We start from the raw sequence: 23,652 nt of genomic DNA, 5'->3' as shown, positions 1-23,652 counted from the left end.
TCCCCGTCCACGAGCCACGCCCATGCCCAGCACCGCCGTCGCCGCCCGCCGCGCGCCAGGGAACCCGTCGCCGTGATCGCGCGCGCGATCGGCCGCCTCGCGCTGCTGGCGCTGCTGCCGCTCAGCCTCGCGACGGCGGCCGCCCTGTTCGCCGCCACCACCGAGCGGCTGCACGAAGCCAAGCAGACCTTCCACCTGCACAACGCTGCGCTCGCCGACCTGTTCGCGCGCATGGCCGAACGCGCCCTCCTCGCCGGCGACCAGGCGAGCCTGCGCGCGCTCGCCCGCGAACTGGTCGCCGACGGCGACATCGAGCGCGTCACGCTGCACAACGCCAACGGCGGCACGCTGCTGCACGAGCGGCGTCCGCTGAGGGCGACGCGCGGCAGCGGCGACGGCTCCCCGCCGCTGGTGATCGAGCGCGATCTCAGCGCCGGCCCGACCGAAGGAGCGATGCCGGCGGGCATGCGGATGCGCGTCGAGGTGTCGACGCAGCGCCTCGACGCCGCCCGCGACGCGATCGTGCACGAGGGCCTGCTGCTCGCGGGGCTCAGCCTGCTCGCCCTGCTGCTGGGGGTGGCCGGCACGCTCCACGCCGTCGGCCGGCCGCTGCACCGCACCCTGCGGCGCCTGGCGCAGGCCACGTCGCTGCCGCTCGCCCGTCGCGACGCCTGGCAGGCGCTCGAGGGGGGCGTCAACGAACTCGTGCGCACGCGCCAGACCCAGCGCGACGCCGTGCCGACGCATGACGAAGCCGCCATCGCCGAACTGCGCGCCACCGTGGAGGACCTGGAGCTGCGCAACGCGCGCCTCGACCTCGCCCGCCGCCAGGCCGAACAGACGACGCGCTTCAAGTCGGAGTTCCTGGCCAACATGAGCCACGAGATCCGCACGCCGCTGAACGGCGTGCTGGGCTTCATCGAACTGCTCGGCAAGACCCCGCTCGATCCCACCCAGCAGGGCTATCTGAACACCGTCGGTGCCTCGGCGCAGAACCTGACGGTGCTGCTCAACGACATCCTCGACTTCTCGCGCATCGAGGCCGGCAAGCTCGATCTGGTGCGCCGCCCCTTCGATCTGCGCGAGGTGCTGGACAACGCCGTGCGGCTGTTCGCGCCCGCGGCCCGCGTCAAGGGCCTGAGCCTGGTGCTCGACGTCGCCCCCGAGGTGCCGGCCGAGCTGATCGGCGACAGCGCCCGCCTGGTGCAGATCGTCAGCAACCTGGTCAGCAACGCCGTCAAGTTCACCGACCGCGGGTCGGTCGAGGTCGCCGTCGGCGTGCGCAGCGGCACCGAGGCCGGGCCGCGGCTGCTGCTCGACTTCACGGTGCGCGACACCGGCATCGGCATCGCCCCGCAGGACCAGCGCCGCCTGTTCGACGCCTTCGACCAGCTGCACGCCGCCCCCAGCCGCCGCCAGGGCGGCAGCGGGCTCGGCCTGGCGATCTGCCAGCGCCTGATCCGGATGATGGAAGGCGAGATCGCGGTCGAGAGCAGCCCCGGCTGCGGCACCACCTTCGTGTTCTCGCTGCTGTTCGAGCGCCTGCCGAGCACGCGCGAGACGCTCCGCGCCCCGGGCGCGCTGCAGGTGCTCGCGGTCTGCGGCGACGCCGCCCTGCTGAACGCGCTGGGCCACATCCTCGCCCTGCGCGGCATCGTCCTGTCCGCCTGCGAGCGCCTCGCCGAGGCGGTCGCGACGATCGAGCGCCTCCCGGCGACGCTGCCGGTGCTGGTGTTCGTCGACCTGCACGGGCTCGAAGACTCGGCCGGCGCCCTCGCCGAGCGCATCCGCAGCGTGCCGCCCGCCGCCGCCCGCCGCTGGGTCCTGATCGGCGACGACGATGCCGACGCGACGCTGCGCCCGGCCATCGCCCCCGGCGTCGAGCGTCTGGAGCGCCCGCCGCTGTCACGCGAGGTGCTGAGCCTGGTCGATGCCATGCCGGCCGCGAGCGCGGTGCCGGTCGAGGCCGACGAGGCCGGCGCCCCCGGCACCGGCATGCGCGTGCTGCTCGCCGACGACAACCTGATCAACCGCCAGCTGGCGCGGATCTTCCTCACGCAGCTCGGCGCCGTCGTCGACGAGGTCGCGGACGGCGCGCAGGCGGTCGCCGCCGGCGGGCGCCAGGGCTACGATCTGATCCTGCTCGACCTGCACATGCCGGTGCTCGACGGCCTGGCCGCGGCGCGGCAGCTGCGCGACGGCGGGCCCAACCGCGACACGCCGATCGTCGCGCTGAGCGGCGACGCCGAACCGGTCGACCCGCGCGCGCAGCGGGCGGCGGGCATCGATCGCCACCTGCGCAAGCCGATCACCGGCGACGCGCTGCGCGAAGTGCTCGGCTGGAGCCGGCCGTCGGCGGCCGACGAGCAGCGGCCGCAGGCCGCACCCGCCACCACGCCGCAGCTCCCGCCCCCCGCAACGCTGCCCTGAGCGGCGCCCGCCCCTGACGAGGCTTTCTGCCCATGCGCACGCCCCCGCCTGCCTACGACGCCGCCGCCGCGCTCGCGGTCGCCGGGGGCAATGCGGCCATCGCCCGGCAACTGCTCGGCCTGTTCCACGCCGAGCTGCCGCAGCAGGCCGCGCGCCTGCGCGCACTGCACGCGGCCGGCGACCTGAGCGGACTGCGCGAATGCGTGCACCGGCTCGCCGGCTCGGCGCGCTACTGCGGCGCACCCGCGCTGTTCGACGCCTGTCAGACCCTCGAAGCGCACCTGCTCGCGGACCGTACCGGGGTCGATGCCGACGTCGAGCGGGTGCTGGCGGAGATCGGGCGCTTCCAGCAGGCCGCGCCGGCGGCCTGAAGCGCGGTCAGGCGGCGGCGAGCAGCACGACGAAGGCGACCGCGTAGTCCTTCTCGTCGGACAGCGTCAGCAGGCTCTCGCCGACGCCGAGGGCGCGGGCGCGGGCCTGCGCGGCGCCGCTCAGCGCGAGCCCCGGCTTGCCGAGCGCATCGTGCACCACGGCGATCTGGCTGGCACCGAGGCCCTGGCTGAAGCCGGTGCCGAGCGCCTTGAGTGCCGCCTCCTTGGCGGCGAAGCGCTTGGCGAGCAGGCGTGCCGGGCGGCGGCTGGCACGGAAGACGTCGATCTCCTCGGGCGCGAGCACGCGCTGCGCGAAGCGCTCGCCGAAGCGTTCGAGGGCCTCGGCGATGCGCGCGACGCTGACGATGTCGGTGCCGATGCCGACCACCGCCCCGGCGCCCATCAGGCGAGCCCCCGCGCCTCGCGCATCAGCGCCCGCATCGTGCGCACCGCCTCGGCGAGGCCGCTGAACACCGCGCGCGCCACGATCGCATGGCCGATGTTGAGTTCGCGGATCGCCGCGATCGCCGCCACCGGCTGCACGTTGTGGTAGTGCAGGCCGTGCCCGGCGTTGACCACCAGCCCGAGCGCGGCACCGTGCTCGGCGCCGATGCGCAGGCGCGCGAGTTCGGCGGCGCGCACGGCGGCATCCGGCGCATCGGCGTAGCGGCCCGTGTGCAGCTCGATCTTCGGTGCGCCGGCACGCGCCGCCGCCTCGATCTGCGCCGGCTCGGGATCGATGAACAGCGACACCTCGATGCCGGCGGCGGCGAGCCGCGCGCAGGCCGCGCTCACCCGGCGGAACCCCCCGACGACGTCGAGCCCGCCCTCGGTGGTCAGTTCCTCGCGCCGCTCGGGCACCAGGCAGACGTCGGCCGGGCGCACGCTCTCGGCGAAGTCGAGCATCGCATCGGTGACCGCGGTCTCGAGGTTCATGCGCGTCTGCAGGATGTCGACGAGCAGGCGCACGTCGCGCTCCTGGACGTGGCGGCGATCCTCGCGCAGGTGCAGCGTGATCAGGTCGGCGCCGGCCTCCTCCGCGACCATCGCCGCCTGCACCGGGTCGGGATAGCGCGTGCCCCGCGCCTGGCGCAGCGTCGCGACGTGGTCGATGTTCACGCCGAGCAGGATCTCGCGCGGCAGCGGCTCGTTCATCGGCGGTGGGCTCCTTCGGGGATGGAGGAAGTTGCAGGCTCGCCGCGGGCGCCACCGAGCAGCGCGCGGGCGAGTTCGCGGGTGCGCAGGCGGCGGCCGTTCAGCAGGCGCTCGAGCTGCGCCCGCAGCAGGCGCTTGGCGTCGGCACGCGCGGCGGCGTCGGCGAGTTCGCCGCGGCCGAGCGCGAGCAGGCTGGCGCCGGCGACCGGCACGCCGTCATCGACGCCGCTCGCCGGGTGCGCGCCTTCGTCGGCCACGTAACGGTAGCGCAGCGCCGCTTGCAGCGGGCTGCCGTCGGCGGCCTGCGCGAGCAGCAGCCGGTAGCCGAGGGCATCGAGCAGGTCGCGCTCGAACACGCGCAGCGCGACCTCGATCGGCGTGCCGGCGGCGAGCGCCGCGCACAGGGCCTGGTAATGTGCGAACAGCGCCGGCTGCGCGTCGTCGCGGGCGACCAGCGTGAGCAGCAGTTCGTTGGCATAGAGCCCGCCGAGCAGCCTTTCGCCCTGCAGCGCCAGCGCCGGCCCGGCCGCCTCGACGCCGCTCAGCGTGGCGAGTTCGCCGCCGCCGCGCCACGACAGCAGCACGGGCTGGAAGGGCTGCAGCAGCGCGCGCGTGCGCGAGCGCGCACCGCGCACGCCGCGCGCCACCAGCCCCACCCGCCCGTGCTGCAGGCTGAAGGCCTCGAGCAGCAGGCTGGTCTCACGGTAGGCCCGCGCATGCAGCACGTAGGCGGCTTCGAGCTCGACGCGCACCGCGGCGCCTCAGCCGTCCGCGCGCGGCCGCGGCGCGGCCGCGGCGCCGGGCAGCGAACGACACGCGGCGACGGCCACGGCGCTCAGGTCTCGTCCTGGAAGCCCAGGCTGCGCAGCGCGCGCTCGTCGTCGGACCAGCCTTCGCGCACCTTGACCCAGGTCTGCAGGAACACCTTGGCGTCGAAGATCCGCTCCATGTCGAGCCGGGCGAGGCGGCCGGCCTCCCTGAGGACGGTGCCCTTGTCGCCGATGACGATGGCCTTCTGCCCCTTGCGCTCGACCCAGATCACCGCGCCGATGCGCAGCAGCCGGCCCTCGGTCTCGAACTGCTCGATCTCGACGGTCAGCGCATAGGGCAGTTCGGCATCGAGCACGCGGGTGAGCTTCTCGCGCACCAGCTCCGCGGCGATGAAGCGGCTGCTCGCGGTGGTGACCTGGTCCTCCGAGAAGAAGAACGGCCCGGACGGCAGCAGCCGGGCGACTTCCTCCTCGAGCGCGGCGGTGTTGTCGCCCTTGGCCGCCGACAGCGGCACCACGGCGGTGAAGGGGCGCCGCCCGGCGAGATCCTGGATGAACGGCAGCAGCCGCGGCTTGTCGGTGACGCGATCGACCTTGTTCACGGCGAGCACCACCGGCCCGGCGTAGTCGGCGAGGCGCCCGAGCACCGCCTCGTCCTCCTCGGTCCAGCGCAGCGCCTCGACCACGAACACGACGACGTCGACGTAGCCGAGCACGTGGCCGGCGGCGCGGTTCATGTAGCGGTTCATCGCCGTCTTGCCGCCGAGGTGCAGGCCGGGGGTGTCGACGTAGACCAGCTGCACGCCGGGCAGCGTCTTGATGCCGAGGATGGTGTGCCGCGTGGTCTGCGGCTTGGGCGAGGTGATGCTGATCTTCTGTTCGAGCAGGCGGTTCAGCAGCGTCGACTTGCCGACGTTGGGGCGGCCCAGCAGGGCGACGTAGCCGGCGCGGGTGTTCGGGGTGTCGGTCATGGCGATTCGAGTTCCTCGAGGAGACGGCGTGCGGCCTCCTGCTCGGCCTTGCGGCGGCTCGTGCCGACGGCGACGCTGCGCCGGTCGTCGAGCTCGCAGGCGACGGTGAAGGACTGGGCATGGGCTTCGCCGGCGGTGCCGAGCACGTGGTAGACGGGCAGGCTCTCGCCGCGCGCCTGGCGGAATTCCTGCAGCCGGGTCTTGGGGTCCTTGAGTTCGGCGGGCTCGGGCAGGCACCGCAGCCGCGCGTCGAACAGCGCGAGGATCACCGCCCGGCAGGTGGCAAAGTCGCTGTCGAGGTAGATCGCGCCGAACAGCGCCTCGAGCGCATCGGCGAGGATCGACGCGCGGCGGTGACCGCCGCTCTTGAGCTCGCCGGCGCCGAGCCGCAGGTGCTCGCCGAGCGCGAACTCGCGGGCGACCTCGGCGAGCGTGTCCTCCTTGACCAGCAGCGCCCGCAGCCGCGACAGGTCGCCCTCGTTCGCCCGCGGCAGGCGGCGGTACAGCGCCTCGCCGATCACCGCGTTCAGCAGCGCATCGCCGAGGAACTCCAGCCGCTCGTTGTTGCGGCCGCTGGCGCTGCGGTGGGTCAGCGCCTCGTCGAGCAGGGCCGGGTCGGCGAAGCCGTGTCCGAGGGTGCGCTGCAACTGCGCGCGGGGGGCGCTCACGGCGTCCTGCCGGCGCCGAGCTCGACGCTGAAATCGAAGCGGGCGACGGCGTCGAGGTTGGCGATGAGGTGCACGCGGGTCTCGTAGGCCACGCTCACCGTCTTGCGCCCGTCGTCCATGACCACCTTGACGTCACTCGGCTTCACGCTGTCGACGTTGTTGACGTCGAAGCGCCGCCGCAGCCGGTCGCGGATCTCGTTCGGGCCCCACTGGGCCGCGGCCGGCTCCTGCTTCAGGCTTTCGAGCGCGCTGCGCACCGTGAAGCCGTCCAGGTACATCGGCACCAGGCGCATCGCCAGATAGACCACGAACCCCAGGCACCCCACCATCAGCAGGGTGCCGATGGCGGTCATGCCGCGCTGCCGCTGCCTGCCGGCGTCGGGCGCGCTCATTCGATCAGCGTCCCGATGCGGCCGCAGTGCCCCTTCCCGGTCACGCAGTCCCAGTTCATCCAGATCAGGAACGCCTTGCCGATCAGGTTGCCCTCGGGCAGCGGCCCCCAGAAGCGGCTGTCGCGGCTGTTGTCGCGGTTGTCGCCCATCGCCCAGTAATGCCCCGCCGGCACGACGAACTCGCGCGACGCTTCCGGCTGGCCGCGGTACACCTGAATCGCGTGCGTGAGTTCGCCGATGTGCTCGGCGCGCGCCTCGAAGCCGGGCTCGATCCCGGTGACCGGCGTCGCCAGCGGCCCCTGCGCGTAGACCTGGCCGTTCACGTAGAGGGTCTTGTCGCGGTAGACGATGTGATCGCCGGGCAGGCCGACGATGCGCTTGATATAGGCGATCGAGGGGTCCTCGGGATAGCGGAACACGGCGATGTCGCCGCGCTGCACGCTGCCGGTCTCGACGATCTTGTTGTTCAGCACCGGCAGCCGCAGCCCCCAGGCGAACTTGCTGACGAGGATGAAGTCGCCCGACTGCAGCGTCGGCAGCATCGAGCCGGAGGGGATGCGGAAGGGCTCGACGACGAACGAGCGCAGCAGCAGCACGATCACGATCACCGGGAAGAACGACCGCGACCAGTCGACGTACCAGGGCATCGGCGCCGGCCGCCCCACCGTTGCGGCACTGGAGCGTCGCGGACCGAGCACGACCACGTCGAGCAGATACACCACCCCGGTCACCAGCGCCGCCAGCACCAGCGCCAGCGCGAAATCGATCTGCATGGCGGCTCCTTACTTCTTCTCGACCTGCAGGACGGCGAGGAAGGCCTCCTGCGGGATGTCGACCTTGCCCACCGACTTCATGCGCTTCTTGCCCTCCTTCTGCTTCTCGAGCAGCTTGCGCTTGCGCGAGACGTCGCCGCCGTAGCACTTCGCCAGCACGTTCTTGCGCAGCGCCTTCACCGTCGAACGGGCGATGACGTGGCTGCCGATCGCCGCCTGGATCGCGACCTCGAACATCTGCCGCGGGATCAGGTCCTTCATGCGCTCGACGAGGTCGCGGCCGCGCGTCTGCGCGGCCTCGCGGTGCACGATCACCGACAGCGCGTCGACCTTCTCGCCGTTGATCAGCACGTCGAGCTTGACCAGCGGTTCGGCCTGGAAGCGCTCGAAGCTGTAATCGAACGAGGCGAAGCCGCGGCTCACCGACTTCAGCCGGTCGAAGAAGTCGAGCACGACCTCGGACAGCGGCAGTTCGAACTGCAGCTGCACCTGGGCGCCGGCGTAATGCATGTTGCGCTGCACGCCGCGCTTGTCGATGCACAGCGTGATGACGTTGCCGAGGTACTCCTGCGGCACCAGGATGTTGGCGAGGATGATGGGCTCGCGGATCTCGTCGATCTTGTTCGGCGGCGGCAGCTTGTCGGGGTTGTCGATGTAGAGCACCTCGCCCGAGGTGGCCAGGACCTCGTAGACCACCGTCGGCGCCGTGGTGATCAGTTCCAGATCGTACTCGCGCTCCAGGCGCTCCTGGATGATCTCCATGTGCAGCATGCCGAGGAAGCCGCAGCGGAAGCCGAAGCCGAGCGCCTGCGAGGTCTCCGGCTCGTAGTGCAGCGAGGCGTCGTTCAGGCGCAGCTTGGCGAGGGCCTCGCGCAGGTCCTCGTAGTCGTCGGATTCGATCGGGAACAGGCCCGCGAACACCCGCGGCTGCACCTTCTGGAAGCCGGGCAGCGGCGTGCTCGCCGGGTTCAGGGCGTCGGTGACGGTATCGCCGACCGGCGCGCCGTCGATCTCCTTGATGCTGGCGATGACGAAGCCGACCTCGCCCGCCGACAACTGCGGGCGCTCGCTGCGCTTGGGGGTGAACACCCCCACCTTGTCGACCTGGCACACGCGCCCGACCGACATCATCGTGATCTTCTGCCGCGGCGCGATGACGCCGTCGACCACGCGCACCAGCGAGATCACGCCGACGTAGCTGTCGAACCAGGAGTCGATGATCAGCGCCTTCAGCGACGCGTTCGGATCGCCCTTCGGCGGCGGGATGCGGCGCACGAGCTGTTCGAGCAGGTCGATGACGCCGAAGCCGGTCTTGGCGCTGACGTGCACGGCGTCGGTGGCGTCGATGCCGATGATGTCGCCGATCTCGTCGGCGACGCGGTCGGGATCGGCCGAGGGCAGGTCGATCTTGTTCAGCACCGGCAGGACTTCGAGCCCCTGCTCGATCGCGGTGTAGCAGTTGGCGACCGACTGCGCCTCCACGCCCTGCGCGGCATCGACCACCAGCAAGGCGCCCTCGCAGGCGGCGAGCGAGCGGCTGACCTCGTAGGAAAAGTCGACGTGCCCCGGCGTGTCGATGAAGTTGAGGTGATAGACCTCGCCGTCGCGCGCCGTGTAATCGAGCGACACGCTCTGCGCCTTGATGGTGATGCCGCGCTCGCGCTCGAGGTCCATCGAGTCGAGCACCTGGGCCTCCATCTCGCGCTCGGAGAGGCCGCCGCAGATCTGGATGAAGCGGTCGGCGAGCGTGGACTTGCCATGGTCGATGTGCGCGATGATCGAAAAGTTACGGATATGGTCCATGGAGGGCATCGGTGGTGGATCTGCGAGGCTGGCGACGGCGCCGGTAACGGCGCGCGCGACGCTCAGGGGATGCGCAAGGCCAGATAGGCGGGACCGGAGCGGCGCAGCACCAGGAGCGCGAGCGCGCGCCCGGTCGGCAGCCCTTCGACGGCGCGATCGAACGCCTCCGGCCCCTCGAGCGGATTGCCGTTCAGCATGCTGAGCACGTCGCCCTGGCGCAGGCCGGCGCGGGTGGCCCGGTCGTTGTCGACGGCTTCGACCAGGGCACCGCCGCTGCCGAGGCCGAGCAGCCGTGCCAGGTCGGGCGGCACCGGGCCGAGGCGCAGGCCGAGCCGGTTGGCCGCACGCTCGGGGACGTCGGGATGCGGGGTCGCGGCGGCGAGCGGGTCGCCCTCGGGCAGTTCGGCGATGTGCACGCTCAGGCGTTCTTCCCGGCCGCCGCGCAGCAGCACCAGCGGCACCTGGCGCCCGGGCGACAGTTGCCCCACCAGCGGTGGCAGCGCGCTCGACACGACGATCGGGCGCCCGTCGAAGCTCGTCACGATGTCGCCGGGGCGCACCCCGGCCGCGGCGGCCGGACCGCCGTCGAACACCTTGCTGACCAGCGCCCCGCGCGGGGCGTCGAGGCCGAAGGACTCGGCCAGATCGCGGTTGACCGGCTGCACCAGCACGCCCACCCAGCCGCGGCTGACCTTGCCGTGCGCGCGGATCTGCTGCGCGACGTCCACGGCCGTCTCGATCGGGATGGCGAACGACAGCCCCATGTAGCCGCCGGTCTGGCTGAAGATCTGCGAGTTGATGCCGACCACCTCGCCCTTCATGTTGATCAGCGGGCCGCCCGAGTTGCCCGGGTTGATCGGCACGTCGGTCTGGATGTAGGCCACGTAGGGTTCGGTCGGCAGGCTGCGCCCCTTGGCGCTGACGATGCCCGCGGTCACCGACTGCTCGAAGCCGAAGGGCGAACCGATCGCGAGCACCCATTCGCCGACGTCGAGGGCGTCGGACTGGCCGAGGGCCGCGGTCGGCAGGCCCTGGGCCTCGACCTTGAGCACGGCGAGGTCGGTGCGCGCATCGGAACCGACCACCCGCGCCGGCAGTTCGCGCCGGTCGGCGAGCCGCACGATGATCTCGTCGGCGTTCTCCACCACGTGCTGGTTGGTCAGCAGGTAGCCGTCGGCGGCGATGATGATGCCGGTGCCGAGCGAGTCGGAGCCTTCGTCGATGCGCTCCTCGTCCTCCTCGTCGTCGCCCGACGCCGCGTCGCTCGCGAGCCGCCCCGCCTTACCGGTCGAACTGATGTTGACGACGACGGAGGTGCTGCGCTTCACCACGTCGGTGAAATCGGGCGGTGGGGCGCCGAATGCATCGAAGGCGAACGCGGCGAGCAGCGCGAACGCGGCACAGCCGCCTCTGTAAGCCATGTTGCCCTCACCCCCGGGTGACGAAAATCGAGCGCGGATTATAGCGTTCCGCCTAATCGCGTCGATCACGCGATGCGGCGACGCCGGCGTGCCGCAGGATCACCGGCTGGAAACGCGGATCGCGTGCGATCCGCCGCGCGAAGCGCCGCGTGTGTGCGAGGCCGAGCGCCAGGCCGAGCAGCCCGCCGACCAGCGCGGCACCCTCGGCCGCCGGGCCGAACGCCGCGAGCGCCAGCACGGCGCCGGCGAACAGGCCGCACAGCGGCACCAGGTAGACCATCGCCGACCCCAGCAGCAGGGCGTGTTCGCGCAGCCCGAGTTCGACGACCTCGCCCGGCTCGCACCCGGCCTCGGCGAGCACGGCGACGCGGTTGCGCCGCCCGCCACCCGCCTCGCCGAGCAGGTGGATGCCGCAGCCGCTGCGCGCCTCGCAGGCGCCGCACACGCCGCGGCGGCGGGTCTCGACCCACACGCGCCCTGCGCCGGCGGGGCCGATCACCGTGCCGCGCTCGACGATCACGGCTTGCCGGGCAGCGGCGCGATCGACTGCGCGACCATCTCGACGGTCGAGCGCGGGACTTCGCCGACGGCCACGACCTGGTGGCCGTCGAGCGCACGCCCGAAGGCGTTCATCGCGCCGAACCGCGAATGGCCCTCGAACAGCGGCTGCTCGCCTTCGAGCGGTTCGATGAACACCGACAGCGTGGCGAGCCCGTCGGTGTAGACCATGTGCTCGGTGCCGTGGCTCTCGCCGCGGCGGGTGAAGGTGCTGTTGCGGACCTCCTCGAAGCCCGGCGGCAGGCGCCCGGCGACCCAGTGCCGCTGCGCCTCGGGCAGTTCGCGCAGCTGCCCGGCAGTCTGGCTGTCGCTGGTCGTCGCGACGGCCGCCGGCTCGGCCGGTGCCTGGTCGAGCAGGCGCAGCTCGGTGAACATCAGCTGCTCCACCGGCACGCCGGCGCTGTCGAACAGCACGCTGCGCATGACGATGCCGCTGCGCGGTTCGATCCACAACCGGTAACCGAAGCGCAGTTCGTCACGCGGTTCGATGGAGACGACGCGGGTCGAATAGCCCGCCACCCGGTCCTCGCCGGCGAAGGTGAAGCGGTAGTGCGCGTCGAGGTGAGACAGGTCCTTCCCCAGCCCGCTCGGCAGCGCCGAGAACAGCTTGCGTCCGCGCAGCGCGACGTCGCCGCCCGGCATCGAGCAGGTCAGGTCGTCGTTCGCCACCAGCACCTCACGGTGCGGGCCGGACAGCGACACCAGGCGCTGCCAGCCGCCGCGCTCACCCTGGCCGTGGACGATATGCATGGCCTCGATGCGCCCGCCTTCCGAATAGACGAAGGTGCCCTCGTAATTGATGCCGCTCTCGCGGCCGACGGTATCCGCCAGCCACGCGCCGGCTTCGTTCTCGTCCGCCACCGCCGGCGCCAGCAGGAACGGCAACAGCGCCACACACCATCCGATCGCTCGCCACATGGCGGATGCTCACCTGCCGCTTTCGTAACCGACCATGCGCACGTAGGGCAGCACGCCACTCATCTGGTTGCGCGACGCCGACTCGTTGTGACTCACCAGATAGGCGTTGAGGCGGTCACGCTGCAGCGTGCGGGCCACCGCGGCCGTCGTCACGGCCTTGCCGGTGCCCTGCGCCGACAGCGCCGCGCGGGTATCGCCGCCCGCCAGCGGCATGTTGCCGATGGCGGCGGGGCGTACCCCCACCAGCACCAGGCCGGCCACCGACGCGGCGAGCGCGAGCCCGATCGCCGGCCGGGTCCAGCTGCGCCGCACCCGCACCGTCGCCTGCGGCAGCGGCGCGGCGGGGACGGGTTCGGCGGCGATCGCGGCCGATACGCGTTCGGCGACGCCGAGCGCGAAGCGCTCGGGCAGGCCGCTGCGCATCGCGTCGCCGATCAGGTGGTAACGCTCCCAGGTGCTGCGCAGCGCCCCGTCGCGTTCGAGCCGTCTGAGCAGGAGGTCGAGTTCCTCGCGCCCGGCTTCGCCATCCACCAGCGCGGATACCTGTTCATCGAGTTTCTCAGCCATGGCGCTAACCCTGTGCTCAGTCCAGCAACGGACGTAACTTGTTGTCGATCGATTCACGCGCCCGGAAGATCCGCGAACGCACGGTGCCGATGGGGCAGCCCATCGCCTGGGCGATCTCTTCGTAGCTCAGCCCCTCGATCTCGCGCAGCGTGATCGCGGTCCGCAGATCGTCGGGCAGACTCTCGATGGCGCGGAACACCGTCGCCTCGATCTCGTCGCGCAGCAGCAGCCGTTCGGGCGTGTCGTGCTCCTTCAGCAGCGTGGCGCCGTCGAACTGCTCGGCCTCCGTCGCATCGATGTCGGAACCCGGCGGCCGGCGGCCCTGCGCCACGAGGTAGTTCTTCGCCGTGTTGATCGCGATCCGGTACAGCCACGTGTAGAAGGCGCTCTCGCCGCGGAAGCTGGGCAGCGCCCGGTAGGCCTTGATGAAAGCTTCCTGTGCCACGTCCATCGCCTCGCTGGGATCGTGCACGTATCGCGAAATGAGCTTGACGATCTTGAACTGATACTTCAGCACCAGAACATCGAACGCCCGCTTGTCGCCCTGCTGTACCCTCAGGACCAACTCGTGGTCAGCCAACGATTCGCCCATCAGGGCAGACCTCCGATCGAAGGCATGCCCATGCGAACACCAGCCGTAGACCACGGCCTGGGGTCTTGGTTCGCATGACCGCCGGGAATGTGATTAGATGACAAGATCGTTCGCGTGGAACACGAAATCAGCACAAGGCGTGCCATCGAGAGCGTTCTGGCAACGCACGAAAGTACCCCAGATTCAGAGGCCGTCACAAGCGATGAACGACCAGGTGTCGACCGACGTGTTGATCATCGGCTGCGGCGCCGCCGGCCTGAGCCTGGCGCTGCGCCTGAGCGAGTTCGCATCGGTCGCGGTCCTCGCCAAGGGCCCGGTGTCCGAGGGCAGCACCTACTACGCCCAGGGCGGCGTGTCGGCGGTGCTCGACAAGGCCGATTCGATCGAATCGCACATCCACGACACGCTGGTGGCCGGGGCCGGCCTCTGCGATCCCGAGGCCGTGCGCTTCACCGTCGAGCACGGCCGCGAATCGATCGAGTGGCTGAGCGCGCAGGGAGTGCCGTTCACCAAGCAGACGGCGGCCGACGGCAGCGAGGAGTTCCACCTGACGCGCGAGGGTGGCCACAGCCACCGCCGGGTGGTGCACGCCGACGACGCCACCGGGCGCGCGATCCAGCTCACGCTCGAGGAGCATGCCCGCGCGGCCCCCAACATCCACGTGTACGAGCATGCCGTCGCGGTGGACCTGATCACCGCGCGCAAGCTCGGCCTGCAGCGCAACCGCTGCCTCGGCGCCTACGTGCTGAACCGGCAGACCGGCCGGGTGCAGGTGTTCCGCGCCCGCTTCGTGATCCTGGCGAGCGGCGGGGCGAGCCGCGTCTACCTGTACTCGAGCAACCCCGACGGCTCGACCGGCGACGGCATCGCGATGGCATGGCGCGCCGGGTGCCGGATCGCCAACATGGAGTTCATGCAGTTCCACCCGACCTGCCTGTTCCACCCGGAAGCCAAGTCGTTCCTGATCACCGAGGCCGTGCGCGGCGAGGGCGGCCACCTGCTGCTGCCCGACGGCACGCGCTTCATGCACAACTTCGACCCGCGGCTGGAACTCGCGCCGCGCGACATCGTCGCCCGCGCCATCGACCACGAGATGAAGCGCCTCGGCGCGCAGTGCCTGTACCTCGACATCAGCCACAAGCCCGCCGACTTCGTCCGCGCGCACTTCCCCAACGTGCACGCCAAGTGCCTGGAGTACGGCTTCGACATGACGCAGGAGCCGCTGCCGATCGTCCCCGCCGCCCACTACACCTGCGGCGGCGTGATGACCGACTTCATGGGCCGCACCGACCTGGAAGGGCTGTATGCGATCGGTGAATGCGCCTTCACCGGCCTGCACGGCGCCAACCGCATGGCCAGCAACTCGCTGCTCGAATGCCTGGTGTTCGCCACCGCCGCCGGCAAGGACATCGCCGGGCACCTGCGCGACGTGCCGCCGCCGCCCGCCCTGCCGTCGTGGGACGAAAGCCGCGTGACCGACTCCGACGAGGAGGTCGTGGTGACGCACAACTGGCAGGAGCTGCGGCGCTTCATGTGGGACTACGTCGGCATCGTGCGCACCGACAAGCGCCTGCAGCGGGCCCGCAACCGCGTCGAGCTGCTGCTCCGCGAGATCGACGAGTACTACGGCAACTTCCGCATCAGCGCCGACCTGATCGAACTGCGCAACCTCGCCCAGGTGGCCGAGCTGATCATCCGCTGCGCGCTGGCCCGCAAGGAAAGCCGCGGCCTGCACTACACGCTCGACTTCCCGCACGCCGACGAGGCGCGCCCGCCGCGCGACACCGTGCTGGTCCCCTCCAACTTCGCGCAGGCGGCCGAACGCCCCGCCTGGCATCAGCACTGAGCGCGCCGTCTCAGAAGCACGTCGTCAGGCGCGCGCGCAGCGCCCGCAGGGTCTGCGCATCGGTGGTATCGGCGCTCACCCACACCGCGTAGGGCCACCAGCGTCGTGCGGTGGTCAGGCGCAGCAGCACGAAACGCTGGCGCACGTAGCGGGCGATCAGCCGCGCCGGCCATTCCGCCCCGTCACGCAGGGTCAGCGTGATGGCATCGTCGGGCGCGATCCGCAGGGCCAGGACCGCCGGACGCACGAACCGCCGCCACTCACGCACGAGCGATGCCGCGATGGCCGCACCGAGCGCCCCCCTGAGCGGGCCGGGCGCAGCGGTGAGGAACGCGACCACCAGCGCCGCCGCCAGGTGCATCGCCCCGAGCAGCGCCAGCATTGCGCGCGACGGCTTCAGTTCAAGCCGCAGTTCCGGATGCGATCTTGCGGACGACATCGGCGACCGCCGGATCCGCGGGGACGCTGCGGCCGATCAGGTAGGCGAACAGCTCCGGATCCTGCATTTCCAGCAGTTCGCGGAAGATGCGCTGCTCGTCGGCGCTGGCGCCGCCGTAGGTCTGCTCCAGGTAGCGCAGCATCAGGAAGTCGAGTTCCTTCATGCCGCGCCGGCAGCGCCAGTAGAGTTTCGCGTGTTCACTCATGGCTCGCTCTCCTCGCAGGCTCGCCCGAAAACGCGGGCGGGCACCGGCGGCGACCGCGGGGGTCGTCACCGGTGCCCGCCCGCAGGGCCGCCGCACTCAGCGGCGTTCGATCATCAGGCGCTTGATCTCGGCGATCGCCTTGGCGGGGTTGAGCCCCTTCGGGCAGGTGCGCGAGCAGTTCATGATCGTGTGGCAGCGGTACAGGCGGAACGGGTCCTCGAGGTCGTCGAGGCGCTCGCCGGTGAACTCGTCACGCGAATCGATGATCCAGCGGTAGGCCTGCAGCAGGATCGCCGGGCCGAGGTAGCGCTCGCCGTTCCACCAGTAGCTCGGGCACGAGGTCGAGCAACTGGCGCAGAGGATGCACTCGTAGAGCCCGTCGAGCTTGGCGCGGTCCTCCTTGGACTGCAGGCGCTCGCGCTCGGGGGCCGGGGTCACCGTCTGCAGCCAGGGCTTGATCGACGCGTACTGCGCGTAGAAATGCGTCAGGTCCGGCACCAGATCCTTGATGACGGGCATGTGCGGCAGCGGGTTGATCTTGACGTCGCCCTCGACCTCGTCGATGGCCTTGGTGCAGGCCAGCGTGTTGGTGCCGTCGATGTTCATCGCGCACGAGCCGCAGATGCCTTCGCGGCACGAGCGGCGGAAGGTCAGCGTCGCGTCGACCTCGTTCTTGATCTTGATCAGCGCGTCCAGGACCATCGGGCCGCAGGCGTCGAGGTCGATCTCGTAGGTGTCGATGCGCGGGTTCTCGCCGTTGTCCGGATTCCAGCGGTAGATCTGGAAGTTGCGGACACGCTTGGCGCCGGCGGGGGCATGGTAGGTCTTGCCCTTGCCGACGATCGAGTTCGCGGGAAGCTTGAATTCGGCCATCGTCTCACCCCCCCTCAGTAAGTGCGCTTCTTCGGCGCGATGTACTCGATCTCGTTGGTCAGCGTGTAGGTGTGCACCGGGCGGTAGTCGATCTTCACCGCGCCGCCCTCCTCCACGTAGGCCAGCGTGTGCTTCATCCAGGTCACGTCATCGCGCTCGGGGTAGTCCTCGTGCGCGTGCGCACCGCGGCTTTCCTTGCGGTTGTTGGCCGAGGCCATCGTGGTGAGCGCACAGCCGAGCAGGTTGTCGAGCTCCAGCGTTTCGACCAGATCGGAGTTCCACACCAGGCTGCGGTCGCTGACCTTGACGTCGGCGAAGCTGTTGTAGATCTCGGTGATCGCCGTGAGGCCCTGCGCGAGCGTCGCATCGGTGCGGAACACCGCCGCGTCGTTCTGCATGGTGCGCTGCATCGCCGCGCGGATCTGCGCGGTCGACTTGCTGCCGCTGGCGTTGCGGATGCGGTCGAAGCGCTCGATCAGCTTGTCGACGCTGCCCGCCTGCAGCGGCTTCTGCGGGGCGCCGCGCGTGAGCGTCGCGCCGCAGCGCAGCGCCGCGGCGCGGCCGAACACGACGAGGTCGAGCAGCGAGTTCGAACCGAGGCGGTTGGCGCCGTGCACCGACACGCAGGCCGTCTCGCCGATCGCCATCAGCCCCGGCACCACCGCATCGGGGTTGCCGTCGACCAGGTCGACGACTTCGCCGTGATAGTTGGTGGGGATACCGCCCATGTTGTAGTGCACGGTCGGCAGCACCGGGATCGGCTCCTTGGTGACGTCGACGCCCGAGAAGATGCGCGCGGTCTCGGCGATGCCCGGCAGGCGCTCGTGGATCACCTCGGGGCCGAGGTGCTCGAGGTGCAGGTAGATGTGGTCCTGGTGCTCGCCGACGCCGCGGCCCTCGCGGATCTCGATGGTCATCGAGCGCGAGACGACGTCGCGCGAGGCGAGGTCCTTGGCGTTCGGCGCGTAGCGCTCCATGAAGCGCTCACCGTTGGCGTTGGTCAGGTAGCCGCCCTCGCCGCGACAGCCCTCGGTGAGCAGGCAGCCGGCGCCGTAGATGCCGGTCGGGTGGAACTGCACGAACTCCATGTCCTGGACCGGCAGGCCGGCGCGCAGCGCCATGCCGTAGCCGTCGCCGGTGCAGGTGTGCGCCGAGGTCGCCGAGAAGTAGGCGCGCCCGTAGCCACCGGTCGCCAGCACCACCATCTGCGCACGGAACACGTGCAGCGTGCCTTCGGCGAGGTTCCAGGCCAGCACGCCGCGGCAGGCGCCGTCCTCCATGATCAGGTCGAGCGCGAAGTACTCGATGAAGAACTCCGCCTCGTGCTTCAGCGACTGCTGGTAGAGCGTGTGCAGGATCGCGTGGCCGGTGCGGTCGGCGGCGGCGCAGGTGCGCTGCGCCTGCGATTCGCCGTAGTTCATCGTCATGCCGCCGAACGGGCGCTGGTAGATCTTGCCGTCCTCGGTGCGCGAGAACGGCACGCCCTGGTGTTCGAGCTCGATGATCGCGGGAATGGCCTCGCGGCACATGTACTCGATCGCGTCCTGGTCGCCGAGCCAGTCGGCGCCCTTGACCGTGTCGTACATGTGCCACTGCCACATGTCGGGCCCCATGTTGCCGAGGGCGGCCGAGATGCCGCCCTGCGCGGCCACGGTGTGCGAGCGGGTCGGGAAGACCTTGGTGATGCAGGCGGTGCGCAGACCGGTCTGCGCCATGCCGAACGTGGCGCGCAGGCCCGCGCCGCCGGCGCCGACGACGACCACGTCGTAGGTGTGTTCGACGATCTTGTAATCAGCGGTAGACATGAACCCTTAGCCTCCGAAGGCGATGCGCAGGACCGAGATGACGGACGTGGCGGCGAGCACCAGCACCACCAGGTTCATGGCCACCAGCGCGCCGAGCTTGACCAGCTCGGTGTGGACGTAATCCTCGATCACCACCTGCAGGCCCAGTTTGGCGTGGAAGAACGTCGTACCGAGGAAGGTGACCAGCAGGCCGGCATTCAGCGGGCGCGCGAGCCAGGCCTTGAGGCCCTCGTGGTCGGCATGCACCACCGACAGCAGCGACACCACGAACCACAGCACCAGGGGGATCAGGAACAGCGCCGTCAGGCGCTGGTGCCACCAGTGCGACACACCTTCTTTGGCGGAACCAAGACCGCGCACGCGGCCGAGCGGGGAACGCAGACTCATGACGGACTCTCCCTCAGGTCACGATGATCCAGACCACCACCGTGAGCACCACGGACGCGATCTGTACCCACTTGCCGGTCTTGTAGACGGATTCCATGTCGAAGCCGCGACCGGAATCCCAGTAGAGGTGCCGGAGGCCGTTGCACAGGTGATAGAACAGGGCCCAGGTCCAGCAGAACAGGAACAACTGGCCGAGCATCGAGCCGAGGACGTGCTGCGCGTGCTCGTAGGCTTCGGGGCCGGAGGCCGCCGCCGCCAGCCAGTACACCAGGAGCACGGTGCCGATGGACAGGGCGACGCCGGTGAGGCGGTGCGTGATCGACATCACGGAGGTCAACTGGGGCTTGTAATACGGGCCGATCATGAACGGCGACAAGGGCCGCTTGTTCGTTGCCATGAACTTCCACCTCGTTATCGTTAGGGGGCCGAACGCAGATTTCTGTCACGCCGCGGGCGCGACGGTGATGCGGTGAACACGCTTCAGGCAAAGGCGGGAGGCGTCCCCGCCCTTCCGGCCGTGGCGGCCGGAGGCGGGATTGGGCCGGGAAGCGGTGTCGTCGCGCGCGGATCGGCGCAACGGAATACCTTGCCGGTCGAGCGCTTGGTAAGCGTCCGGCAAGCGCTTCCCTGATGCACGACAGCGCAGCCCCGCGGGTAAACGGGCGTGTGCGCTTCAGAAATCGATGCAGCGTCCAGCCTTCTCCCAGTCGCCGTAGCGCGTGGGTTCGAGGCCTTGACGACCGCCGATCTCAACCGGCCGTTCGTCGTCACGATGCTCCGCAGGCCTGTCCCCCGGCTCCCCCGGCCTCGCTTGCGGCGCCTCGTTCGCTTCGGTCATAGTCCTCTCCCAGGCCATCGGTGTGCTCTGCACAGGCTCTCATTATCGCCTTCGGGACCGCGCCGCGACGCCTTGCGGCACGGCGCGGAGCCCGCGAAGCGGCGGCATTATGCTCGCGGGCCGGGGGCTGGTGCAACGCAACGGAAACACCCGGACCCCGCGCGCCACCTGCCAGGCGCGGATTTCGCGGGCCTTCCTGTACCCTTTTTGTAGTTGCGACCGCTCCCATGGACTGCGCCGAAAACCCGCTTTCGTCCCCCCCGACCGACGATCCGCTGCCGGCCGACTTCCACTGCCCGGTGCTGCCGCTCGCCGCGATCCGCGTCGACGGCCCCGAACGCAGCGGCTTCCTGCAGGGCCAGCTCACCCACGACCTGCGCCTGCTCGGCGCGGGCCGCGCGCTGCGTGCCGCCCAGTGCTCGCCGAAGGGCCGCGTGCTGGCGCTGGCACGGCTGTTCGAGCGCGACGGCGCGATCTTCCTGCTGCTGCCCGAGACGCTGGTCGAGGGCACGCTGAAGCGCCTGCGGATGTACGTGCTGCGCGCGCGCGTGACGCTCGCCGCGGTGGCGCCCGACGAACTGCGCTGCAGCGGCGTCGCCGGCGAACGGGCCGCCGCGGCGCTCGCCGCGCACTGCGGCGCGGTGCCGGCCGCCGCCGACGGCGTCGTCAGCGCCGCCGGTCTCACGGTGATCCGCGAGCGCGGCCCGCGGCCACGCTTCAGCGTGCTCGGCGCGCCGCCGGCGCTCGACGCGCTGCACGCCGCGCTGGCGGCGCATGCGCCGACGCTCGACGCCGACGCCTGGCGGCTCGCCGCGATCCTCGCCGGCGAGCCGCAGGTCCACCCGGCCACCGTCGAGGCCTTCGTGCCGCAGATGCTGAACCTCGATGCGCTCGACGGCGTGAGCTTCGCCAAGGGCTGCTACACCGGCCAGGAGATCATCGCGCGCGCGCAGTACCTCGGGCGCATCAAGCGCCGCCTGCTGATCGCGCGCGTGACCGCCGGCGAGGTCCCGGCAGCGGGCACCGGGCTGTGGTCGCCGGCGGCCGGCGAGGCCCAGGAGGCCGGCACGGTCGTCGAGGCCGCGCCGCATCCGGCCGGCGGGTACGTGCTGAGCGCGGTGGTGCCGGTGGAGCTCGCCGCTGCCGGGGGGCTGCGCGTCGGCAGCGCCGACGGTCCGCCGCTGCAGCCGCTCGCCCTCCCCTACGCCCTGCCGGAAGGCGGCGCGGCGCCGTCCTAGTCGTCGGCGAGCAGGTTCAGCGCGCGGATCGCCTCCTGCTCGTAGTCGCGCACGAGACGGTCGAGCGCCTCCTGCTGCCCCGGCCCGGGCAGCAGCTCCAGGCCGAGGCGCGTACGCCCGCCCTCCTCGGCCACCCAGCGCACCAGCACCCGCAGGTCCAGGTCGACCTGGCGCGGTGGCCGGCCGATGCGGCCCTGGGCGCGCAGATGCGCGCCGGCGGGCAGCACCAGCCGGCCCGGCACCTCGATGCCCATCCCGCCCACCGAGCAGTCCGTCACCCGTGCACCGGAGGCGCCCCCGTCCGGCAGTTGCAGGGTCACATGCGCCTCGGCGTCGGCGCTCACCCGCAGCCGCCGCCGCGCCCCCTGCGGGTGCGGGTGCACGCCGCCGATGCGCAGCACCACGATGTCGTCGCGGATACCGTGGCGCTCGAGCAGCAGGACCCGGGTCGGATCGCGCGTCAGCGCGTAGACGGTGCGCCCGCGCTCGCCGGCGGCGAGCGTCGTCAGCACGCGCGGGCTGCGCGCGATGGTCACGTAACCGGGGCTGAGTTCCAGCACGCGCGCGCTGGCGGGCACCTGCAGTTCATGGAAGTAGTTGAGCAGGTCGAGCTGGCCGCGGCGCTGCCAGTCGCCGAGCGTCTGCTCGCGCAGCAGTTCGTCGCGCACGTGATCGAGTTCGGCCCGCTGCGCCGCGAGCACCGCGGCATGGTGGCGGTCGCAGGCGACGACCCATTGCGTCTGCAGCGCACCGTGGCGGGCGACCAGCAGCCGCAGTTCGTCGCAGCGCCGTGCCGGGTCGAGCGCCTCGAGTTCCGGCAACCGCCGCTCGAGTTCGAGCTCCTGCGCCGCGACCAGGGTCCGCAGCAGGCCGGCCGCGGGGATGTCGGCTGCGGCGAGCGTCGCGAACAGCGTGGCCGGCCCGGGCTCGGCCTGGCCGCCGGCGAGGTGGGTGGCGAGCGCGGCGCACGCCGGGCCGTCGAGCCCGGCGTCGCCGAGCAGCGCGAGCAGGTGCTCGCGCCAGGCCCCGGCGTCCATCACGCCGCCGGCACCGCGGACGGTCCGCGCGCCACCGTCACTCCGGGCGCATGTGCGGGAACAGGATCACTTCGCGGATCGACGGCGCGTCGGTGAGCAGCATCACCAGGCGGTCGATGCCGATGCCCTCGCCGGCGGTGGGCGGCAGCCCGTACTCGAGCGCACGCACGTAGTCGGCGTCGTAGTGCATGGCTTCGTGGTCGCCGGCGTCCTTCTGCCGCACCTGTTCGCGGAAGCGCTCGGCCTGGTCCTCGGCGTCGTTCAGCTCGGAGAAGCCGTTGGCGATCTCGCGCCCGCCGATGAAGAACTCAAAGCGGTCGGTGACCTCGGGGTCGGCGTCGTTGCGCCGCGCGAGCGGGCTGACCTCGGTCGGGTAGGCGGTGATGAAGGTCGGGTTGCGCAGCGCGGACTCGACCTTCTCCTCGAAGATCTCGATCTGCACGCGCCCCAGCCCCCAGGCGTCCCGGGTGGCGATGCCGAGGCGTGCGGCCACCGCGCGCGCGCCGTCGAGCGTCGCGAGTTCGGCGCCGGTCACGCCCGGCACGTGGCGCACGATCGCCTCGGGCACGGTCATGCGCGCGAACGGCGCCGCGAAGTCGTAGACCTCGCCCTGGTAGGGCACCTCGGTGGTGCCGAGGATGTCTTGCACCAGGCCGCGCAGCAGCTCCTCGGTCAGGTCCATCAGGTCGCGGTAGTCGGCGTAGGCCCAGTAGAACTCCAGCATCGTGAACTCGGGGTTGTGGCGGGTGCTCACCCCTTCGTTGCGGAAGTTGCGGTTGATCTCGTAGACCTGCTCGAAGCCGCCGACCACCAGGCGCTTGAGGTAGAGCTCCGGGGCGATGCGCAGGAACAGTTCCATGTCGAGCGCATTGTGGTGGGTGACGAAGGGCCGCGCCGCCGCGCCGCCCGGGATCGGGTGCATCATCGGCGTTTCCACTTCGAGGAAGCCGCGCGCGTCGAAGAAGTCGCGGATGTAGCGGATCGCGCGCACGCGGGTGCGGAAGGTCTGCCGCGTCGAGTCGTTCATGATCAGGTCGACGTAGCGCTGGCGGTGGCGCACTTCCTGATCGGTGAGGCCGTGGAACTTCTCCGGCAGCGGGCGCAGCGACTTGGTCAGCAGGCGCAGCGTCTCGACGCGGACCGACAGCTCGCCGGTCTTGGTGCGCATCAGCACGCCTTCGGCGCCGACGATGTCGCCCACGTCCCAGCCCTTGAAGGCCGCGTAGGTCGCCTCGCCCACCGTGTCGCGCTGCACGAAGAGCTGGATCTGCCCGCTCGAATCCCGGGCCGCGGTGAAGCTCGCCTTGCCCATGATGCGCTTGGCCATCATGCGCCCGGCCACCGCCACCCGCACCGGCGTGGCGTCGAGCGCCTCGGCGGAGGTGTCACGGTAGCGCGCCTGCAGCTCGCCGGCGAGGCCGTCACGGCGGAAGTCGTTGGGAAAGGCGCTGCCGCCCGCGCGGATCTCGGCGAGCTTGCGGCGGCGCTCGGCGATGAGCTTGTTCTCGTCGGCAGCGTCGGTGGAGGCGGCGGGCAGGTCGGATTGCTCGGTCATCGGTTTCAGAACCAGTCAGGGGGTTGGCGGCCGGCAACGA

Annotated in this window: 26 protein-coding genes; 4 read left to right on the top strand and 22 right to left on the bottom strand. The window is 71.1% G+C overall.

Annotated features, from left to right (window positions below; translation table 11 throughout):
- The first annotated feature begins 72 nt into the window (after positions 1 to 72).
- Together EV699_RS13420 and EV699_RS13415 are read left to right on the top strand one after the other, a co-directional pair.
- Positions 73 to 2,430, top strand: a complete 2,358-nt coding sequence (locus EV699_RS13420; protein ID WP_132543556.1) for an ATP-binding protein — start codon at positions 73 to 75, stop codon at positions 2,428 to 2,430.
- A 32-nt stretch (positions 2,431 to 2,462) separates the two neighbouring features.
- Positions 2,463 to 2,801 (top strand): Hpt domain-containing protein, encoded by a 339-nt coding sequence (locus EV699_RS13415; RefSeq protein ID WP_132543554.1) that lies wholly within the window; start codon positions 2,463 to 2,465, stop codon positions 2,799 to 2,801.
- Between the two features lie 7 nt (positions 2,802 to 2,808).
- Here EV699_RS13415 and acpS read toward each other — a convergent pair whose 3' ends face one another.
- The 13 genes from acpS to rpoE form a co-directional block, all read right to left on the bottom strand.
- Positions 2,809 to 3,204 carry a holo-ACP synthase gene (acpS, locus tag EV699_RS13410; protein WP_132543552.1) on the bottom strand — a complete coding sequence of 132 codons (396 nt, stop codon included), beginning with the start codon at positions 3,202 to 3,204 and terminating at the stop codon, positions 2,809 to 2,811.
- Positions 3,204 to 3,956, bottom strand: a complete 753-nt coding sequence (gene pdxJ, locus EV699_RS13405) for a pyridoxine 5'-phosphate synthase (RefSeq protein ID WP_132543550.1) — start codon at positions 3,954 to 3,956, stop codon at positions 3,204 to 3,206. The genes acpS and pdxJ overlap by 1 nt, the downstream gene beginning before the upstream one ends.
- Positions 3,953 to 4,708, bottom strand: coding sequence for a DNA repair protein RecO (recO, locus tag EV699_RS13400; RefSeq protein ID WP_132543548.1), 756 nt, complete (start codon positions 4,706 to 4,708; stop codon positions 3,953 to 3,955). The genes pdxJ and recO overlap by 4 nt, the downstream gene beginning before the upstream one ends.
- 83 nt (positions 4,709 to 4,791) lie before the next feature.
- Positions 4,792 to 5,697, bottom strand: coding sequence for a GTPase Era (era, locus tag EV699_RS13395; protein ID WP_132543546.1), 906 nt, complete (start codon positions 5,695 to 5,697; stop codon positions 4,792 to 4,794).
- Positions 5,694 to 6,365, bottom strand: a complete 672-nt coding sequence (gene rnc / locus EV699_RS13390; protein WP_132543544.1) for a ribonuclease III — start codon at positions 6,363 to 6,365, stop codon at positions 5,694 to 5,696. Before rnc ends, era begins: the two co-directional genes overlap by 4 nt.
- Positions 6,362 to 6,757, bottom strand: coding sequence for a DUF4845 domain-containing protein (locus tag EV699_RS13385; RefSeq protein WP_132543542.1), 396 nt, complete (start codon positions 6,755 to 6,757; stop codon positions 6,362 to 6,364). Before EV699_RS13385 ends, rnc begins: the two co-directional genes overlap by 4 nt.
- Entirely contained in the window at positions 6,754 to 7,530 is a 777-nt protein-coding gene (gene lepB, locus EV699_RS13380; RefSeq protein WP_132543540.1) for a signal peptidase I, read from the bottom strand. Before lepB ends, EV699_RS13385 begins: the two co-directional genes overlap by 4 nt.
- Positions 7,531 to 7,539: 9 nt before the next feature.
- Entirely contained in the window at positions 7,540 to 9,342 is a 1,803-nt protein-coding gene (lepA, locus tag EV699_RS13375; protein WP_243662674.1) for a translation elongation factor 4, read from the bottom strand.
- Between the two features lie 53 nt (positions 9,343 to 9,395).
- On the bottom strand, positions 9,396 to 10,754 hold the full coding sequence (locus EV699_RS13370) for a trypsin-like peptidase domain-containing protein (protein ID WP_132543536.1): 1,359 nt from the start codon (positions 10,752 to 10,754) through the stop codon (positions 9,396 to 9,398).
- A 52-nt stretch (positions 10,755 to 10,806) separates the two neighbouring features.
- Entirely contained in the window at positions 10,807 to 11,274 is a 468-nt protein-coding gene (locus tag EV699_RS13365) for a SoxR reducing system RseC family protein (RefSeq protein WP_132543534.1), read from the bottom strand.
- Positions 11,271 to 12,230 (bottom strand): MucB/RseB C-terminal domain-containing protein, encoded by a 960-nt coding sequence (locus EV699_RS13360; RefSeq protein WP_132543532.1) that lies wholly within the window; start codon positions 12,228 to 12,230, stop codon positions 11,271 to 11,273. The genes EV699_RS13365 and EV699_RS13360 overlap by 4 nt, the downstream gene beginning before the upstream one ends.
- 9 nt (positions 12,231 to 12,239) lie before the next feature.
- A complete protein-coding gene (locus EV699_RS13355) occupies positions 12,240 to 12,797 on the bottom strand; it encodes a sigma-E factor negative regulatory protein (RefSeq protein WP_132543530.1) in 558 nt (185 codons plus the stop codon).
- Between the two features lie 16 nt (positions 12,798 to 12,813).
- A complete protein-coding gene (gene rpoE / locus EV699_RS13350; RefSeq protein ID WP_132543528.1) occupies positions 12,814 to 13,389 on the bottom strand; it encodes an RNA polymerase sigma factor RpoE in 576 nt (191 codons plus the stop codon).
- A gap of 202 nt (positions 13,390 to 13,591) precedes the next feature.
- Between rpoE and nadB the strand changes: the two genes are divergently transcribed.
- Complete coding sequence (nadB, locus tag EV699_RS13345; protein WP_132543526.1) at positions 13,592 to 15,235, top strand: L-aspartate oxidase; 1,644 nt, start codon at positions 13,592 to 13,594, stop codon at positions 15,233 to 15,235.
- A 10-nt stretch (positions 15,236 to 15,245) separates the two neighbouring features.
- On the opposite strand, the gene EV699_RS13340 is transcribed toward nadB, so the two are convergent.
- The 7 genes from EV699_RS13340 to EV699_RS13310 form a co-directional block, all read right to left on the bottom strand.
- Positions 15,246 to 15,617 (bottom strand): hypothetical protein, encoded by a 372-nt coding sequence (locus EV699_RS13340; RefSeq protein WP_132543524.1) that lies wholly within the window; start codon positions 15,615 to 15,617, stop codon positions 15,246 to 15,248.
- Between the two features lie 19 nt (positions 15,618 to 15,636).
- Entirely contained in the window at positions 15,637 to 15,879 is a 243-nt protein-coding gene (locus EV699_RS13335; protein WP_132543522.1) for an FAD assembly factor SdhE, read from the bottom strand.
- A gap of 96 nt (positions 15,880 to 15,975) precedes the next feature.
- Complete coding sequence (locus EV699_RS13330; RefSeq protein ID WP_132543520.1) at positions 15,976 to 16,752, bottom strand: succinate dehydrogenase iron-sulfur subunit; 777 nt, start codon at positions 16,750 to 16,752, stop codon at positions 15,976 to 15,978.
- A 14-nt stretch (positions 16,753 to 16,766) separates the two neighbouring features.
- The gene (gene sdhA, locus EV699_RS13325) at positions 16,767 to 18,557 is read right to left on the bottom strand and encodes a succinate dehydrogenase flavoprotein subunit (protein WP_132543518.1); all 1,791 of its coding nucleotides are present in this window, start codon (positions 18,555 to 18,557) and stop codon (positions 16,767 to 16,769) included.
- Positions 18,558 to 18,563: 6 nt separating this feature from the next.
- Positions 18,564 to 18,944, bottom strand: coding sequence for a succinate dehydrogenase, hydrophobic membrane anchor protein (gene sdhD / locus EV699_RS13320; protein ID WP_132543516.1), 381 nt, complete (start codon positions 18,942 to 18,944; stop codon positions 18,564 to 18,566).
- 13 nt (positions 18,945 to 18,957) lie between these two features.
- Entirely contained in the window at positions 18,958 to 19,341 is a 384-nt protein-coding gene (sdhC, locus tag EV699_RS13315; protein ID WP_132543514.1) for a succinate dehydrogenase, cytochrome b556 subunit, read from the bottom strand.
- A 276-nt stretch (positions 19,342 to 19,617) separates the two neighbouring features.
- Complete coding sequence (locus EV699_RS13310; protein WP_424450035.1) at positions 19,618 to 19,800, bottom strand: DUF1674 domain-containing protein; 183 nt, start codon at positions 19,798 to 19,800, stop codon at positions 19,618 to 19,620.
- A 209-nt stretch (positions 19,801 to 20,009) separates the two neighbouring features.
- On the opposite strand from EV699_RS13310, the gene ygfZ reads away from it, so the two are divergent.
- The gene (ygfZ, locus tag EV699_RS13305) at positions 20,010 to 21,020 is read left to right on the top strand and encodes a CAF17-like 4Fe-4S cluster assembly/insertion protein YgfZ (RefSeq protein ID WP_132543510.1); all 1,011 of its coding nucleotides are present in this window, start codon (positions 20,010 to 20,012) and stop codon (positions 21,018 to 21,020) included.
- Here ygfZ and EV699_RS13300 read toward each other — a convergent pair.
- Together EV699_RS13300 and lysS are read right to left on the bottom strand one after the other, a co-directional pair.
- Positions 21,017 to 22,057, bottom strand: coding sequence for a PilZ domain-containing protein (locus tag EV699_RS13300; protein WP_132543508.1), 1,041 nt, complete (start codon positions 22,055 to 22,057; stop codon positions 21,017 to 21,019). The two genes, ygfZ and EV699_RS13300, sit on opposite strands and share 4 nt — an antisense overlap.
- A 37-nt stretch (positions 22,058 to 22,094) precedes the next feature.
- Entirely contained in the window at positions 22,095 to 23,612 is a 1,518-nt protein-coding gene (gene lysS / locus EV699_RS13295) for a lysine--tRNA ligase (protein WP_132543506.1), read from the bottom strand.
- Between the last annotated feature and the right edge of the window lie 40 nt (positions 23,613 to 23,652).

This window comes from Plasticicumulans lactativorans, from assembly GCF_004341245.1.
GTDB classification, from domain to species: Bacteria; Pseudomonadota; Gammaproteobacteria; order Competibacterales; family Competibacteraceae; genus Plasticicumulans_A; species Plasticicumulans_A lactativorans.
This window is presented reverse-complemented; position numbering and strand designations above follow the sequence as displayed.

What these genes read in the sequence shown, in the direction of transcription:
- ygfZ (WP_132543510.1), top strand. Translation starts at nt 20,010, where the DNA reads ATGGACTGCGCCGAAAACCCGCTTTCGTCCCCCCCGACCGACGATCCG.
- nadB (WP_132543526.1), top strand. Translation starts at nt 13,592, where the DNA reads ATGAACGACCAGGTGTCGACCGACGTGTTGATCATCGGCTGCGGCGCC.
- EV699_RS13335 (WP_132543522.1), bottom strand. Translation starts at nt 15,879, where the DNA reads ATGAGTGAACACGCGAAACTCTACTGGCGCTGCCGGCGCGGCATGAAG.
- era (WP_132543546.1), bottom strand. Translation starts at nt 5,697, where the DNA reads ATGACCGACACCCCGAACACCCGCGCCGGCTACGTCGCCCTGCTGGGC.
- EV699_RS13300 (WP_132543508.1), bottom strand. Translation starts at nt 22,057, where the DNA reads ATGGACGCCGGGGCCTGGCGCGAGCACCTGCTCGCGCTGCTCGGCGAC.
- EV699_RS13385 (WP_132543542.1), bottom strand. Translation starts at nt 6,757, where the DNA reads ATGAGCGCGCCCGACGCCGGCAGGCAGCGGCAGCGCGGCATGACCGCC.
- EV699_RS13415 (WP_132543554.1), top strand. Translation starts at nt 2,463, where the DNA reads ATGCGCACGCCCCCGCCTGCCTACGACGCCGCCGCCGCGCTCGCGGTC.
- EV699_RS13330 (WP_132543520.1), bottom strand. Translation starts at nt 16,752, where the DNA reads ATGGCCGAATTCAAGCTTCCCGCGAACTCGATCGTCGGCAAGGGCAAG.
- EV699_RS13355 (WP_132543530.1), bottom strand. Translation starts at nt 12,797, where the DNA reads ATGGCTGAGAAACTCGATGAACAGGTATCCGCGCTGGTGGATGGCGAA.
- lepA (WP_243662674.1), bottom strand. Translation starts at nt 9,342, where the DNA reads ATGCCCTCCATGGACCATATCCGTAACTTTTCGATCATCGCGCACATC.
- rpoE (WP_132543528.1), bottom strand. Translation starts at nt 13,389, where the DNA reads ATGGGCGAATCGTTGGCTGACCACGAGTTGGTCCTGAGGGTACAGCAG.
- sdhC (WP_132543514.1), bottom strand. Translation starts at nt 19,341, where the DNA reads ATGGCAACGAACAAGCGGCCCTTGTCGCCGTTCATGATCGGCCCGTAT.
- EV699_RS13340 (WP_132543524.1), bottom strand. Translation starts at nt 15,617, where the DNA reads ATGCTGGCGCTGCTCGGGGCGATGCACCTGGCGGCGGCGCTGGTGGTC.
- EV699_RS13310 (WP_424450035.1), bottom strand. Translation starts at nt 19,800, where the DNA reads ATGGCCTGGGAGAGGACTATGACCGAAGCGAACGAGGCGCCGCAAGCG.
- acpS (WP_132543552.1), bottom strand. Translation starts at nt 3,204, where the DNA reads ATGGGCGCCGGGGCGGTGGTCGGCATCGGCACCGACATCGTCAGCGTC.
- sdhA (WP_132543518.1), bottom strand. Translation starts at nt 18,557, where the DNA reads ATGTCTACCGCTGATTACAAGATCGTCGAACACACCTACGACGTGGTC.
- EV699_RS13360 (WP_132543532.1), bottom strand. Translation starts at nt 12,230, where the DNA reads ATGTGGCGAGCGATCGGATGGTGTGTGGCGCTGTTGCCGTTCCTGCTG.
- EV699_RS13370 (WP_132543536.1), bottom strand. Translation starts at nt 10,754, where the DNA reads ATGGCTTACAGAGGCGGCTGTGCCGCGTTCGCGCTGCTCGCCGCGTTC.
- sdhD (WP_132543516.1), bottom strand. Translation starts at nt 18,944, where the DNA reads ATGAGTCTGCGTTCCCCGCTCGGCCGCGTGCGCGGTCTTGGTTCCGCC.
- lysS (WP_132543506.1), bottom strand. Translation starts at nt 23,612, where the DNA reads ATGACCGAGCAATCCGACCTGCCCGCCGCCTCCACCGACGCTGCCGAC.
- pdxJ (WP_132543550.1), bottom strand. Translation starts at nt 3,956, where the DNA reads ATGAACGAGCCGCTGCCGCGCGAGATCCTGCTCGGCGTGAACATCGAC.
- lepB (WP_132543540.1), bottom strand. Translation starts at nt 7,530, where the DNA reads ATGCAGATCGATTTCGCGCTGGCGCTGGTGCTGGCGGCGCTGGTGACC.